The 13,181-nt window shown below is 64.4% G+C and carries 15 protein-coding genes; 7 read left to right on the forward strand and 8 right to left on the reverse strand.

The genetic code is table 11. The features are described 5' to 3' along the window. The first annotated feature begins 192 nt into the window (after positions 1-192). Entirely contained in the window at positions 193-552 is a 360-nt protein-coding gene (locus tag DB032_RS06840) for a hypothetical protein (protein ID WP_107798808.1), read from the forward strand. Between the two features lie 92 nt (positions 553-644). Here DB032_RS06840 and DB032_RS06845 read toward each other — a convergent pair whose 3' ends face one another. Next, on the reverse strand, positions 645-1,910 hold the full coding sequence (locus DB032_RS06845) for an Hsp70 family protein (protein ID WP_107798809.1): 1,266 nt from the start codon (positions 1,908-1,910) through the stop codon (positions 645-647). A gap of 214 nt (positions 1,911-2,124) precedes the next feature. On the opposite strand from DB032_RS06845, the gene DB032_RS24790 reads away from it, so the two are divergent. The 3 genes from DB032_RS24790 to DB032_RS06860 all read left to right on the forward strand — a co-directional run bounded on the left by DB032_RS24790 (position 2,125) and on the right by DB032_RS06860 (position 4,367). Then, on the forward strand, positions 2,125-2,793 hold the full coding sequence (locus DB032_RS24790; protein WP_107798810.1) for an OmpA family protein: 669 nt from the start codon (positions 2,125-2,127) through the stop codon (positions 2,791-2,793). 171 nt (positions 2,794-2,964) lie between these two features. Beyond that, positions 2,965-4,032, forward strand: a complete 1,068-nt coding sequence (locus tag DB032_RS06855; protein WP_107798811.1) for a DNA-binding protein — start codon at positions 2,965-2,967, stop codon at positions 4,030-4,032. Positions 4,033-4,130: 98 nt separating this feature from the next. Beyond that, positions 4,131-4,367, forward strand: a complete 237-nt coding sequence (locus tag DB032_RS06860; RefSeq protein WP_107798812.1) for a hypothetical protein — start codon at positions 4,131-4,133, stop codon at positions 4,365-4,367. 98 nt (positions 4,368-4,465) lie between these two features. Here the strand turns inward: DB032_RS06860 and DB032_RS06865 are convergent, their stop codons facing one another. From DB032_RS06865 to DB032_RS06885, 5 genes are all read right to left on the reverse strand, one after another. Continuing rightward, positions 4,466-4,948, reverse strand: a complete 483-nt coding sequence (locus tag DB032_RS06865; RefSeq protein WP_107798813.1) for a GAF domain-containing protein — start codon at positions 4,946-4,948, stop codon at positions 4,466-4,468. A 106-nt stretch (positions 4,949-5,054) separates the two neighbouring features. After that, positions 5,055-5,795 (reverse strand): acetoacetyl-CoA reductase, encoded by a 741-nt coding sequence (phbB, locus tag DB032_RS06870; protein ID WP_107798814.1) that lies wholly within the window; start codon positions 5,793-5,795, stop codon positions 5,055-5,057. Positions 5,796-5,910: 115 nt separating this feature from the next. Further along, a complete protein-coding gene (rsgA, locus tag DB032_RS06875) occupies positions 5,911-6,786 on the reverse strand; it encodes a ribosome small subunit-dependent GTPase A (protein ID WP_107798815.1) in 876 nt (291 codons plus the stop codon). Further along, on the reverse strand, positions 6,783-7,109 hold the full coding sequence (locus tag DB032_RS06880; RefSeq protein ID WP_048415508.1) for a 4a-hydroxytetrahydrobiopterin dehydratase: 327 nt from the start codon (positions 7,107-7,109) through the stop codon (positions 6,783-6,785). The genes rsgA and DB032_RS06880 overlap by 4 nt, the downstream gene beginning before the upstream one ends. Position 7,110: 1 nt before the next feature. Continuing rightward, positions 7,111-8,355, reverse strand: coding sequence for a M48 family metallopeptidase (locus DB032_RS06885; protein ID WP_107798816.1), 1,245 nt, complete (start codon positions 8,353-8,355; stop codon positions 7,111-7,113). A gap of 81 nt (positions 8,356-8,436) precedes the next feature. Between DB032_RS06885 and orn the strand changes: the two genes are divergently transcribed. From orn to DB032_RS06900, 3 genes are all read left to right on the forward strand, one after another. Continuing rightward, positions 8,437-8,982, forward strand: a complete 546-nt coding sequence (gene orn, locus DB032_RS06890; RefSeq protein WP_107798817.1) for an oligoribonuclease — start codon at positions 8,437-8,439, stop codon at positions 8,980-8,982. 228 nt (positions 8,983-9,210) lie between these two features. Continuing rightward, positions 9,211-10,860: a glucose-6-phosphate isomerase gene (gene pgi / locus DB032_RS06895; RefSeq protein WP_107798818.1), complete on the forward strand. Its 1,650-nt coding sequence runs from the start codon at positions 9,211-9,213 to the stop codon at positions 10,858-10,860. 22 nt (positions 10,861-10,882) lie between these two features. After that, positions 10,883-11,371 (forward strand): CinA family protein, encoded by a 489-nt coding sequence (locus DB032_RS06900; RefSeq protein WP_370445213.1) that lies wholly within the window; start codon positions 10,883-10,885, stop codon positions 11,369-11,371. 39 nt (positions 11,372-11,410) lie between these two features. Here the strand turns inward: DB032_RS06900 and xerC are convergent, their stop codons facing one another. Together xerC and DB032_RS06910 are read right to left on the reverse strand one after the other, a co-directional pair. Next, the gene (gene xerC / locus DB032_RS06905; RefSeq protein WP_107798820.1) at positions 11,411-12,295 is read right to left on the reverse strand and encodes a tyrosine recombinase XerC; all 885 of its coding nucleotides are present in this window, start codon (positions 12,293-12,295) and stop codon (positions 11,411-11,413) included. Position 12,296: 1 nt separating this feature from the next. Continuing rightward, complete coding sequence (locus tag DB032_RS06910) at positions 12,297-13,151, reverse strand: MoxR family ATPase (RefSeq protein ID WP_107798821.1); 855 nt, start codon at positions 13,149-13,151, stop codon at positions 12,297-12,299. Positions 13,152-13,181 lie beyond the last annotated feature (30 nt).

Consider the following 13,181-nt stretch of genomic DNA (forward strand, 5'->3'; position numbering starts at 1 on the left):
TGTATAGTCGCTTTCGATCAGCCTTCAGGGCGGCTGATTGAGTCTGCCCCGGCACCAGGCCGGGGTTTTTTTGCGCCCGCCGCATCGCAATGGGATATTTTGCGCCGGGAATGCGTGAAACGCCCGCCAGGGCTTGCTTTGTGCTATCCTTGCGCCCCTCTTCAGCAACGACCGTGACCCGTCACTCAAGCCATGAAAGATCCTTGCGATCACTACACCTTCGATCTGATTGGCGGCGTCCGCAAAAAGCCGGGACGCAAGCCCCTGGGCGAGCGCGCGATGACGGTGGCCGAGCGCAAGCGGCGCAGCCGCGAACTGCGCCGCAGCCGTCTGCAGGAGCTGTCGGTGACGGTGGAGCTGAGCCGGGACGCGCAGAAGTCGCTGGATAAAATGATAGAGTGGTGGGGCGTCAGCAAGAAGGAGGCGATCAACCGCGCGCTGATGATAGCCTGTCAATCGCAGACCGGGCGCACCGCGCAGTTGTTCGAGTTCGATCTGCCGCCGGAGGCGCGGCGCAAGGGCAAGAAGACTAACGGCGGTTCCGGCGCGTAAGCGCCGCCGGCGTGCGAATAAGCGAAAAGGCCGAGCAAGCATGCTCGGCCTTTGGCGTTTCCGGGCCCGGCGGGCCGGGCGCGAATCGTGTCTTAACCGTAGCGTTTGGCGGCCTCGATCGCCAGGCCGCTGCCGATGCTGCCGAAGAGGTCGCCTTCCACATGGCGGGCCTGGGGCAGTAGGCGCTTGATGCTGTCGCGCAGCGCCGGCACGCCGCTGGAGCCGCCGGTGAAGAAGACGGTGTCGATGTCGTCGGCCTGCGCGCAGGCGTCGGTCAGCAATTGGCGCACGGTGGCGCCGATCTGGCCCAGCATCGCGTCTATGCTGTGATTGAATTGATCGCGGCTCAACTCGCAGTGCAGGCCGGCCTCGATATGCCCCAGGTCCAGCCGGTGCTGCGCCTCGTCCGACAGCGCGATCTTGGCGGCTTCCACCTGCATCGCCAGTCGGTGGCCGGCGCGGTCCTGGATCAGGCGGAACAGGCGGTCCAGCACCTGCGGCTGCGCCGCGTCGCGGTGCACGTCCTGCAGGTCCATCCAGGCCTTGCGGGTGTAGGCGAAGTTGATGGTGTGCCAGGTGGCCAGGTTGAAGTACTGGCTGGACGGCATCTCCGCGTTGTTGCGCAGCCGGCTCTTGAAGCCGAACAGGGGCATCACGCCGTGCAGGCTCAATTGCTTGTCGAAGTCCGTGCCGCCGATGTGGACGCCGCCGGTGGCGAGAATGTCGTCGAGGCGCTCGTCCAGGCGGTGGCGCTCGGGCGCCAGGCGGATCAGGGTGAAGTCCGAGGTGCCGCCGCCGATGTCGACGATCAGCACCAGCTCTTCGCGCTCCAGCCGGGCTTCGTAGTCGAAGGCGGCGGCGATGGGTTCGAACTGGAAGGACACGTCCTTGAAGCCCACCTGGCGCGCGATCTCGCCCAGTGTGGTCTCGGCTTCGGCGTCGGCCTTGGGGTTGTCGTCGACAAAGTGCACCGGGCGGCCCAGCACCACTTGTTCGAACGGACGCTCGGCGGCGCGGTCGGCGCGCAGCTTCAATTCCTGGATGAACAGGCTGAGCAGGTGGCGGAAAGGCAGGGCCTTGCCTTGCACTTCGGTTTGGCTGTCGATCAGGTTGGAGCCCAGCAGGCTTTTCAGCGAGCGCATCAGCCGGCCTTCATAGCCTTCCATGTATTCCTGCAGCGCCAGCCGGCCGAACACGGAATGATCTTCCTCGTAATTGAAGAAAACCACCGAAGGCAAGGTGATCTTGCCGTCCTCCAGCGTCAATAGAGTGGCTTGGTTCGGGCGCAGCCACCCCACGGTGGAGTTGGATGTGCCAAAGTCAATGCCGCAGGCGCGGGCCGTAGTCTGCGTGTTCATATTCCCTCCCGTAAAGCGAGGCGCGATGGTACGCGGATTGGCGCGGCAAGGGAAGGCTTTGGCAACCGAATCAAGCGTTTTGTCGCTTTGGCGGCTTTGGCCGCGCCTGTCTTTTGGCCGGGACGCGCGGTGGCCGCAACGCAATGGGTATATGCTGAAAGCGCGTCCCGCAGGAGCCGGGGCGGGTAATGGACTGAATGGAAAGGATCCAGGCATGAATAAACTGATCGTGATGTTTGTTGCATTGGCGCTGGGGAGCGGCGGTCTGTCCGGCTGCGCGAACATGTCCGAAACCCAGAAAGACACTGGTACCGGCGCGGCGATTGGCGCGGTGGCCGGCGCGGTGCTGGGCGGCCTGACCGCCGGCGGCAACCCTGGCCGCAGCGCCGCCACCGGCGCGGCCCTGGGCGCGGCGCTGGGCGCCGGCGGCGGCTATTTGTGGTCCAAGCACATGCAGGAGCAGAAGGCGGCGATGGAGCAGGCGACCAAGGGTTCGGGCGTCAGCGTCAGCCAAACCGCGGACAATCAGCTGAAGCTGGACATCCCCAGCGATGTGTCTTTTGACGTGGGCCGCTACGACATCAAGCCCAATCTGCGGCCGATTCTGGACCGTTTCGCCGCCACCTTGAACCAGAACCCGGTGACCACGGTGAAGATCGTCGGCCATACCGACAACACCGGCTCCAATGCGGTCAATGACCCGCTGTCGCTGAACCGCGCCCGCGCCACGCGCGACTATCTGACCGCGCGCGGCGTGGCGGAGGGGCGGATCAGCATCGCCGGCCGCGGCTCGCATGAGCCGGTGGCGAGCAACGCCAGCGCCTCTGGGCGGGCGAAGAACCGGCGGGTGGAAATCTTTGTGGGCGAAGCCGCGCGCGGTTGACGCGGGCGGACGGAGCGATGCGGGGCGGGCGCCGTAAACGGCGCGCCGCCCTTTGTGTTTTCCGGCCAAGGCATGCGCAGGCTGTCTGTTAAATTTTAAATGTAATACGTAATATATTTTAAAGCGACGCTTTGCTAGAATGTCGGCCACGACAAACGGGCATTTTCAGGCATGGCGACAGATATTTATTCGCGCATCCGGCAGGCGGCGTTCGAGCTGGTGGGCGAAGGCGTATGGCCGACGGTGATGGAGGTGAGGGCCAGGATAGGCGCGGGCTCCAACACCACGATCAACAACACCTTGAAAGAGTGGCGGCAGGAGTTTCTGTCGCGGGTGGCGGTGTCGTCGCGGCGGCCGGATTGGCCGGCCGGCCTGGCCGAAGCCTTTGAACAAGTGTGGCAGCGGGCCTGCGACGAGGCGGACGGGCGGCTGGAGTCTTTGCGTCAGGACGCGGAAACCGCGGTGGCGCAGGCCGCGGCGGAGACCCGCGAGCTGGAAGCCGGCTTGGCGGCGCGCCAGGCCGAGTTGCAGTCCGCCTTGCGCGAGCTGGAGTTGCGCGCCGCGAGGCTGGCGGATTTGGAAGGACGCTTGCAGGGCGAGGAAACCCGGCGCCAGATGCTGGAGCGGGCGCAGCTGGAGCAGGAGTCGAGGCTGGAGCAGTCCAGGAAGGAGTTGTCCGAGCTTAGGCGTCAGGCGGAGCAACGTCAGCAGGAACTGGAAGAGCGCGCTGAGCTGAAAGTGCAGGAGGCGCGAGAGGAAGCCGCGCGGCGCGAGGCGCTGGCCTATGAGCGGCTGGAAGGTTTGCGGCTGCGGCTCTACGAACAGATGGAAGAGGAGCGTCGGGCGATGCAGCAGGCGCAGGCGCGCCAGGAAGAGGCTTTGCAACAAAGCCGGCGCGAGCGGACGCGGCTGGAGGGCGAGTGGCGCGACCGTCTAGCGGAGCGCGAGCGAGACAACGGCCGTTTGGAGGCGAGGCTGGAGTGGCTGGAAGGGCGCAGCGCCGCCTTGGAGCAGGATGCGTTGCGGCAGGCGGTGCAGTTGGAGCAGACTTCGGCGCGCTTGCTGGATATGGCCAGCGAGAACAGCCGGCTGGCCGGCGAGGTGAATCTGGGCGCCGAGCGGCAGCTGGCGCGTTTGGTCGAGATTCTGGCCGGTTCGCGCCAGGAGCTGTTGGCGCTGGACGAGGCCGGCTTGCGCGAATGGCTGGGGCGGCAACTGCAATTGCCCTTGCTGGGCTAGCGCGCTCCGGACGCGTGTTTCTACTAAGTGCTTGCCACGATGCCGGCGGAAGCCGGCTTTGCTAGTTTGACGTGAGGATTGTCTTGATTGGAGGCAATATGACTTTCGTCGAATATTATCGCGCGCCGGCGCTGATCTCCCTGCTGGCCTTGTTCGTGTGGTGCGGCTTGTGCTGGGCGGACGGCGGCTCTTTCTGGCAGGGTTTGCTGGCGATGGCCGCGGGCAAGAATCTGTCCATTCTGTCCGGTCTGGCCGTGTTCTGGGTTCTGGAGCTGGCGGGGCGCGCGTGGTCGAGATCCCGCGAGGGGCGAGACCCTATGCATTTGCAGTCGTAGCCGGCGGCAAGGGCCGGCAATGAAAAGCGCGCCAAAGGGCGCGCTTTTTCATGGCCGCGGCGGCCTCGAAAGCTCTTGAGGCCGGTTTGCGGGCTTTCTCAGAACAAGCGGGCCAGCCCCGCGGCGATGCGCTCCAGGTATTCGGCGTCCACCGCGTCGAAGCTGGCCGGTTCGCTGGAGTCCACATCCAGCACCGCGACCACTTCGCCGGCGGCGTTGCGGACGGGCACCACGATTTCCGAACGGGCGCTGGAGGAGCAGGCGATATGGCCGGGGAAAGCGTCGACATCATCCACCACCAGGGTTTTTTCGGCCTGCCAGGCGCTGCCGCACACCCCTTTGCCAAACGGGATGCGAGTGCAGGCGATCGGGCCCTGGAAGGGGCCAAGCACCAGTTGCTTGTCCTTGACCAGGTAGAAGCCGGTCCACAGCCAGTCGAAGCTGCTGTGCAAGGCGGCGCAGAGATTGGCCAGCGCGGCGATCTGATCGGTCTCGGACTCAATCAGCGCCAGCGCCTGCGGCAATAGGGTTTGATAGCGCTCTTGTTTGTCGGCGCCGTGGATGATCAGCTGTTCTGCCATGGGGTGTCGTCGGGGTGTGGCTTGGGAAAGCGACAGCATACACAGCGGGCGGGCAAAAGAAAACGCCGCCCGGCGGGGCGGCGTCGCGCGGCGGGCCGGGGCCCGTTTACATCATGTGTTGACCGCCGTTCATCGCCACGTTGGCGCCGGTGATGAAGCCGGCTTGTTCGGAGGCGAGGAAGGCGACCAGGGCGGCGATTTCCTCGGGCTTGCCCAGGCGGCCCACCGGAATCTGCGCCACGATCTTGTTGCGCGTCTCCTCCGCCACCGCCATCACCATATCGGTGGCGATATAGCCGGGCGAAATGGTGTTGACGGTCACGCCCTTGCGCGCCACTTCCTGTGCCAGGGCCATGGTGAAGCCGTGCATGCCGGCCTTGGCGGCGGAGTAGTTGGTCTGGCCGAACTGCCCCTTCTGACCGTTGATCGAGGAGATGTTGATGATGCGGCCGAAGCCGCGGTCGCCCATGCCGTCCACCACCGGCTTGGTCATATTGAACAGGGAGTCCAGATTGGTGCGCAGCACCGCGTCCCAATCGTCCTTGGTCTGCTTCTTGAAACTGCAGTCGCGGGTGATGCCGGCGTTGTTGACCAGCACGTCCACCGGCCCCAGGTCTTTGGCCACCTTTTCGGCCAGTGCCTTGCAGGCTGCGGTGTCGGTGACGTCGCATTGGTAGGCGTGGATATCCTTGAGTCCCAGCCCCTTCATGTCGGCGAGCCAGGCTTGTTCGCGGCCGGGCTTGCTGTAGGTGGTGACTACGATGTGACCGCTTTCCGCCAGGGCTTTGCAGATGGCGGTGCCAATACCGCCCATGCCGCCGGTTACGAGTGCGATTCGCTTAGTCATAGTGCTGGCTCCTTTTTTGGCTGTCTGTCTGGATATGCTTATGCGATACGACTTTCAGTTTTTTAGGATAAGTGAATTACCCGCGTATGTGAATGGAAAGTACGCACACCCTTCGTCACGGCTTGGACGGTGAAAGTTCATCCGTTAGACGTTGCAGCAAAGAGAGCCGGGACTTGGCGATGGCGCCCGATTCACATGCGGTCATGATGGCACAGTTCGGTTCCACGCGGTGCGAACAATTGTGGAAGCGGCATTGACCAATCAACGGGCGTATTTCCGGGAAGTAGCGGGTTAGTTCGGCGGCCTTCAAATGCTTGAGGCCAAACTCCTGCAGACCGGGGGAATCGATCAGATGACTGTCCGCGTTCAGATGGTAAAGCGTGGCGTGAGTCGTGGTGTGGCGGCCGGAGTCCAGCGCGGTGGAAATGTCGCCGATGCGGGCGTTGGCGTCCGGCAGCAGCGCATTGGTCAGCGTGGACTTGCCCATGCCGGACTGGCCGACGAAGACGCTGGTCTGGCCTTGCAGCAAGGGCAGCAGCGGCGCAACGTCCTGCTTGGCGGACAGGGTGACCACTTGGTAGCCCAGTTGGCGGTACAGCTCCAACTTGCGCAGCAAGCCCTCGGTTTCCGGCAGGTCGGCCTTGTTGACCACGATGACGGGATTGATGTCGCCGGCTTCCGCGGCGATCAGGCAGCGGCCCAGCAGTTCTTCGTTGGGGCTGGGCACGGCGGCGATCACGAACAGGATGCGGGTCACATTGGCGGCGATGACCTTGGTTTTCCAGTCGTCCTGGCGGTAGAGCAGGCTGCGTCGCTCTTGTGAGCGCTCGATGACGGCCTGTTCCTTGTTCTGCACCAGGATGTCCACCCAGTCGCCACAGGCGAAATCGACGCGTTTGCCGCGGGTGGTGCAATCGTAAACCTGGCCGTCGGATTCAACGATGAAGCGGCGGCCGTGGCTGCGGATGATTTGTCCGGTCTGACCTGTCATGGGCGGGCCAGCAGCGCTTCGGTCTTGGCGGCGCAGATGAAGTCGTTCAGGGTCAGGCCGCCGGCGTCGTGGGTGCTGAAGTTGACGACGACGCGGTTGTAATGCACCGACAGGTCCGGGTGGTGGTCTTCGCGGTGGGCGATCCAGGCCAGCGCGTTGACGAAGGCCATGGTGTCGTGGAAGTTGGCGAAGGGAAAGGTCTTGGTCAGTTCGATGCCGCGGATGTTCCAGCCGGGCAGGGAACCCATCAATTGGTTGACGGTGCTGGCGGCCAGCGGGCTGGCGCCGTGTTGGGCTTCGCAGGACAGTTCGAGCAGGTTCATGTCAGCGGTTTCCTTGTAGATGGTTGATGCGCAGCGCGGCGGGCGGGTGCGAGTCGTAAAAAGCGGAATGCAGCGGGTCCGGCGTCAGCGTGGACGCGTTGTCGCGATAAAGTTTGACCAGGGCGGACACCAGTTTGCCGGCGTCGGTTTCGCTGGCGGCGAAGTCGTCGGCCTCGTATTCATGGCGGCGCGACAGGCTGCTGGACAGCGGGGTGAGCGGAAAGGTGAAGGCCGGCACCGCGGTGAAGAACAGGATCAGCGCCATCGCGGTGCTGGGCGTGGAAACACCCAGGCCGGCGTAGAACCAGGGCGCGTCCAGCAACTGCCCCAGCAGGAAGAGGAAGCCCAGCGACAGCGCGAAGGCCAGCGCGATGCGCTTGACGATGTGGCGGCGCTTGAAATGGCCCAGCTCGTGAGCCAGCACCGCTTCGATTTCCTGATGGTCCAATTGCCCCAGCAAGGTGTCGAAGAACACGATGCGCTTGCCGGCGCCAAAGCCGGTGAAGTAGGCGTTGCCGTGGCTGGAGCGGCGGGAACCGTCCATCACGAAGACGCCCTGGCTCTGGAAGCCGGCGCGTTGCAGCAGCGCTTCGATGCGCGCCTTGAGCTCCAGGTCTTCCAGCGGGGTGAATTTATTGAACAGCGGCGCGATCAGCGTCGGGTAGATCGCCACCATCAGCAGCTGGAAGCCGGTCCAGACCAGCCAGACCCATAGCCACCACAGCGGGCCGGAAATGTCCATCAGCCACAGCACTAGCGCCACCAACGGCAAGCCGATGACGGCGCCCAGCAGCAGGCCCTTGATCTGGTCGATGATGAACAGCTTGGGGGTGGTCTTGTTGAAGCCGAAGCGGGCCTCGATGCCGAAGGTGGAGTACAGGCTGAGCGGAAAGCTGACGCAGCCGGTCAGCGCCGCCACGCCCACGATCAGCAGTAGGCCGGACGGCAGCGGCGAGACGCCTGCGGCGGCCACGGCGCCGGCCAGCCATTGCAGCACGCCGCCAAAGGTCAGCGCCAGGATTACCAGGCTGTCCAGCACGGCGGAAAACAGGCCGAAACGGGTCTTGGCGATGCAATAATCGGCGGCCAATTGATGTTGTTGCAAGGCGATGGCGTCGCGAAAAGCGGCGGGCACTTCCGCGCGGTGGCGGGCGATGTGGCGGGCGTGGCGCCAGCCCAGCCAGAGTTTTAGCGCGAGTGTGGCCGCCAGCGCGGCCAGGAAGAGAGAGCTGAATGCCTCGGTCATCGGAGTCCGTTATCTGCTGTCAGGTTTGCCGCCAGCGCGGCAATGAAGGAAAATAGAAGGGTTTTGCAAAGATTGGCAAGTATGACACAAGATCAAATGAACCTCATCTGGCTCGACATGGAAATGACGGGCCTGAATCCAGAGACCGACCGCATCATCGAAGTGGCGATGATCGTGACCGACAGCCAGCTGAACGTGGTGGCGGAATCGCCGGTGTTGGTGATCCACCAGCCCGACGAGGTGTTGGACGGCATGGACGACTGGAACAAGAACACCCACGGCAAGAGCGGCCTGATCGAAAAGGTCAAGGCCTCCACGCTGGGCGAAGCCGAGGCCGAGCAAATCCTGCTGGATTTCATGGCTCTGCACGTGCCGCCGCGGATCACGCCGATGTGCGGCAACACCATCCACCAGGATCGTCGTTTCATGGTGCGCTGGATGCCCAAGCTGGAAGAGTATTTCCACTATCGCAACCTGGATGTGTCTACGCTGAAAGAGTTGTGCAAGCGTTGGAAGCCGGAGGTGGCGCGCGGCGTGGTCAAACGCGGCAAGCACGAGGCGCTGGCGGACATCCTGGAGTCCATCGAGGAGTTGCGTTACTACCGTGAGCATTTCCTCAAGCTCTAAGAACCTGTTTACGATCCGCCGCGCGTCGTGAGACGTGGCACGGCGAGTGCCGCTTCGAAATGCGCATGTGCCACGAGTACATTCCGCTTTCTCAGCTGCAACGCCTTGTCCCGCTCTAGCTCGCGAGATCGTAGACACGTTTTAAGCGGGGTACTGTCCCACAGGAGCGGCTCCGCAGCGGAGCTTGCTCCTTTTTATTGGCGAACACTTATTCCAGCGGCAATCCATATGGCTTCGCAACGCAGTTCCGACATTAATTCCACCCGGGTCTGGGCCCGGCTGCATCAGCATCAGCGCGCGACCCGGCACATGCATATGCGCGAGTTGTTCGATGCCGATCCGCAGCGTTTCCAGCGCTTTTCGCTGGAGCTGGACGGCCTGTTGCTGGACTACTCCAAGAACCGCATCACCGAACGTACGCTGGAGTTGTTGTTCGAATTGGCGCGCGAGGCCGATCTGGCCGGCTGGATGGAGAAAATGCGCGGCGGCGAGCGCATCAACGTCAGCGAGGACCGCGCGGTGCTGCACACCGCCTTGCGGCTGCCGGCCGGCGAGAGCCTGCTGCTGGACGGCTGCGAGCTGGTGGCCGAGGTGCAGGCGGTGCTCGCGCGGATGCGCGCTTTCAGCGAACAGGTGCGCGGCGGCGAGTGGAAAGGCTTCAGCGGCCGGCGCATCCGTCACGTGGTCAATCTGGGCATAGGCGGTTCCGATCTGGGGCCGCTGATGGTGAAAGAGGCGCTGGCCGCGTACGCGTCGCCGGAGCTGGACGTGCATTTCGTCTCCAATGTGGACGGCGCGCACGTCGCGCGCACGCTGCAGCGGCTGGACCCCGCCGAAACCCTGTTCATCATCGCGTCCAAATCCTTCACCACGCCGGAGACGCTGTTGAACGCCCAGGCGGCGCGGCAGTGGTTTTTGCAGGCGGGGAGCGAGGCCGATATCGCGCGTCATTTCGTCGCGGTGTCCACCAATCAGCCGGCGGTGCAGGCTTTCGGCATCGATCCGGCGCATATGTTCGGCTTTTGGGACTGGGTGGGCGGCCGCTACTCCACGTGGTCGGCCATTGGCCTGCCGGTGATGCTGTCGATAGGCTTCGACCGCTTCCAGGAATTCCTGGCCGGCGGTCACGCGATGGACCGGCATTTCTTCAGCGCGCCCTTCGCCGCCAATATGCCGGTGCTGCTGGCGCTGATCGGCGTCTGGTACAACACCTTCTATCGCGCCCATACCCACGCCATCATGCCTTACGACCACGGCTTGCGGCGTTTGCCGGCCCATGTGCAGCAATTGGACATGGAGTCCAACGGCAAGCGCGTCGGCCGTTACGGCGAGGCGTTGGATTTCGACACCGGCCCGGTGATCTGGGGCGAAGAGGGGGCCAATAGCCAGCACGCCTTTTTCCAGCTGCTGCATCAGGGCACGCGACTGGTGCCTTGCGACTTCATCATCCCGATGCGCAGTCATTATCCGGTGGCGGACCAGCACCAGGTGCTGGTGGCCAACTGCCTGGCCCAGACCGAAGCCTTGATGCGCGGTAAGAGCGAGGCTGAGGCGATGCGGGAGCTGGCGCATTTGCCGGGCGAGCAGCTGGACATGCTGTTGCCGCAGAAGCTCTTCCCGGGCAATCAGCCGTCCAACACCCTGGCGCTGGACGAGGTGAGTCCGCGCAGTGTGGGCATGCTGCTGGCGCTGTACGAGCACAAGGTGTTCGTGCAGGGCGTGATCTGGGGCATCAACTCCTTCGATCAATGGGGGGTGGAGTACGGCAAGCAACTGGCGCGCCGCATTCTGCCGGAGCTGGCCGCCGGCGACGACGCGCTGGCTCACGACAGCTCCACCAACGGCTTGATCCGCCATTTCAAAGCGCGGCGAGGCTGAGAGGATGGCTATGCAAGAAAGTCTGGAATTGGCTCGCCGTCTGGGCGAGCGTTTGCTGGCGGCGGGCGAGAGCGTCGCCGCCGCCGAATCCTGCACCGGCGGCATGATCGCCGCGGCGCTGACCGACATCGCCGGCAGTTCCGCCTGGTTCGGCTACGGCGTGGTCACTTACAGCAATGAGGCCAAGCAGCGTCTGCTGCGGGTGGAGGACGGCGCCTTGCGCGAGCACGGCGCGGTCAGCGAGGCGGTGGTGAGGCAGATGGCCGCCGGCGCGCAGACGTTGTCCGGCGCGGATTGGAGCGTGGCGGTGTCCGGCGTCGCCGGCCCCGGCGGCGGCACGGCGGCCAAGCCGGTGGGGCTGGTCTGGTTCGGCATCGCCGGCCCTGACGGCTGGAGCGAGGCTTTCAGCTGCCGCTTCGACGGCGATCGCGCGCAGGTGCGCGCGCAAACCGTGATCCGCGCCTTGCAGCGTCTGGACGAGCTGTTGGCCGCGCGCAGCCGCGCGGCTTAGCGTCCACCCGCTGAAGCGCGGCGGGCTTTGAACAGGCTTTTAGTCTTTGTTGTCCGGTTTTTTGCGCGCGCGCGGGTGCGCGCCGTCGTAGACCTTGGCCAGGTGCTGGAAGTCCAGCGCGGTATAGATCTGGGTGCTGGACAGATTGGCGTGCCCCAGCAGTTCCTGCACCGCGCGCAAGTCCCCGGATGATTGCAGCAGGTGAGAGGCGAAGGAGTGGCGCAGCATATGCGGATGTACGTGTTGTTGCGCGCCGGTCTTGATCGCCCAGTCACGCAGGCGTTTTTCCACTTGCCGTCCGCCCAGCCGTCCGCCGTGGCGGGCGATGAAGACCGCGCGCTCCTCCTGCGCCGCCTGGCGTTGCGCCAGCCAGCGCTGCAGGCAGGCGCGCGCCTCGGCGCCCAGCGGCGCAATGCGTTCCTTGCCGCCCTTGCCGCGGATGCGCAGCAGATCGTCGGAAAAGTCCAGGTCTTCCAGATTCAATCCCACCGCTTCGGACAGGCGCAGCCCGCAGGAATACATCAGCTCGAACAGCGCGCGGTCGCGTATGGAGAGCGCGTCGTTGTCGTCGATGCGGTCCAGCAAGGCCGCGGTGCTGTCCACCGGCAAGGCCTTGGGCAGCGGCTTGTCCTGTTTGGGCGCGCGCAGACCCTGGCTGGGGTCGTCCCCGCGCTGTCCGTTGTCCAACAGCCATTGGTAGAAGCGGCGCCAGGCGGAGAGCTTGCGCGCCAGGCTGCGGCTGTGCAGGCCTTGCGCGTGCAGCTTGGCCAGGATTCTGCGCAACTGGGCGTGTTCGGCCCGCTCCAGCGGAGCGGGGCTCAGCAGGGCGGCCAGTTGTTCCAGATCGCGCAGGTAGGCGGCGGCGGTGTGGCCGCTGCGGCCAGCCAGCGCCAGCGAGGCGGCGAAGCGCTCCAGGATGTCCATTTCAGCGGCGCAGCCTGGCCATCTGCATCAGGCGCTCGAACAATTGCAGATCCTGTTCGCTCTTGAGCAGCGCGCCCGCCAGCGGCGGCGGGGCGTTGTCCTGATGGCGCTGCTTCAGCGCGGCGGCGTCCATGTTTTCCGCCGACAGCAGTTTCAGCCAGTCCAGCAATTCCGAGGTGCTGGGTTTCTTCTTTAGGCCCGGCAGCTCGCGTATGGAGAAGAACACCTCCAGCGCTTCGCTGACCAGTTGCTGGCGCAGGGCGGGGAAGTGGGCGTCGATGATGGCCTGCATGGTGTCCCGGTCCGGGAAGCGGATGTAATGGAAGAAGCAGCGGCGCAAGAAGGCGTCCGGCAGCTCTTTTTCATTATTGGAGGTGATGATGATGATGGGGCGCTGGCGGGCGCGCACGAACTCCTGGGTTTCGTGGACGAAGAACTCCATCTGGTCCAGTTCGCGCAGCAGATCGTTGGGGAATTCGATGTCGGCCTTGTCGATTTCGTCGATCAGCAGCACCGGGGCGGCGTCGGCGTCGAAAGCCTGCCACAGTTTGCCTTTGACGATGTAGTTGCGGATGTCGTGCACGCGGGCGTCGCCCAGCTGCGAGTCGCGCAGCCGCGACACCGCGTCGTATTCGTACAGGCCGTGCTGCGCCTTGGTGGTGGACTTGATCGGCCAGACAATCAACTCTCGGCCCAGGCTGCGGGCCACTTCCTCGGCCAGCATGGTCTTGCCGGTGCCGGGTTCGCCCTTGATCAGGAGCGGGCGCTCCAGCGTGATGGCGGCGTTCACCGCCATCATCAGGTCTTCGGTGGCGATGTAGTTGTCGGTGCCGGAAAATCGGGTATTGCTCGTCATGGGCGGGGGAGGCTTCAAAATGGCCAAAGC

It is taken from the genome of Chromobacterium sp. Panama (assembly GCF_003052555.1).
In the GTDB taxonomy this organism is placed as follows: Bacteria; Pseudomonadota; Gammaproteobacteria; order Burkholderiales; family Chromobacteriaceae; genus Chromobacterium.

Bases quoted from the DNA above. Each gene is read 5' to 3' on its own strand.
- DB032_RS06840 (WP_107798808.1), top strand. From the start codon at position 193: ATGAAAGATCCTTGCGATCACTACACCTTCGATCTGATTGGCGGCGTC.
- DB032_RS06845 (WP_107798809.1), bottom strand. From the start codon at position 1,910: ATGAACACGCAGACTACGGCCCGCGCCTGCGGCATTGACTTTGGCACA.
- DB032_RS24790 (WP_107798810.1), top strand. From the start codon at position 2,125: ATGAATAAACTGATCGTGATGTTTGTTGCATTGGCGCTGGGGAGCGGC.
- DB032_RS06855 (WP_107798811.1), top strand. From the start codon at position 2,965: ATGGCGACAGATATTTATTCGCGCATCCGGCAGGCGGCGTTCGAGCTG.
- DB032_RS06860 (WP_107798812.1), top strand. From the start codon at position 4,131: ATGACTTTCGTCGAATATTATCGCGCGCCGGCGCTGATCTCCCTGCTG.
- DB032_RS06865 (WP_107798813.1), bottom strand. From the start codon at position 4,948: ATGGCAGAACAGCTGATCATCCACGGCGCCGACAAACAAGAGCGCTAT.
- phbB (WP_107798814.1), bottom strand. From the start codon at position 5,795: ATGACTAAGCGAATCGCACTCGTAACCGGCGGCATGGGCGGTATTGGC.
- rsgA (WP_107798815.1), bottom strand. From the start codon at position 6,786: ATGACAGGTCAGACCGGACAAATCATCCGCAGCCACGGCCGCCGCTTC.
- DB032_RS06880 (WP_048415508.1), bottom strand. From the start codon at position 7,109: ATGAACCTGCTCGAACTGTCCTGCGAAGCCCAACACGGCGCCAGCCCG.
- DB032_RS06885 (WP_107798816.1), bottom strand. From the start codon at position 8,355: ATGACCGAGGCATTCAGCTCTCTCTTCCTGGCCGCGCTGGCGGCCACA.
- orn (WP_107798817.1), top strand. From the start codon at position 8,437: ATGACACAAGATCAAATGAACCTCATCTGGCTCGACATGGAAATGACG.
- pgi (WP_107798818.1), top strand. From the start codon at position 9,211: ATGGCTTCGCAACGCAGTTCCGACATTAATTCCACCCGGGTCTGGGCC.
- xerC (WP_107798820.1), bottom strand. From the start codon at position 12,295: ATGGACATCCTGGAGCGCTTCGCCGCCTCGCTGGCGCTGGCTGGCCGC.
- DB032_RS06910 (WP_107798821.1), bottom strand. From the start codon at position 13,151: ATGACGAGCAATACCCGATTTTCCGGCACCGACAACTACATCGCCACC.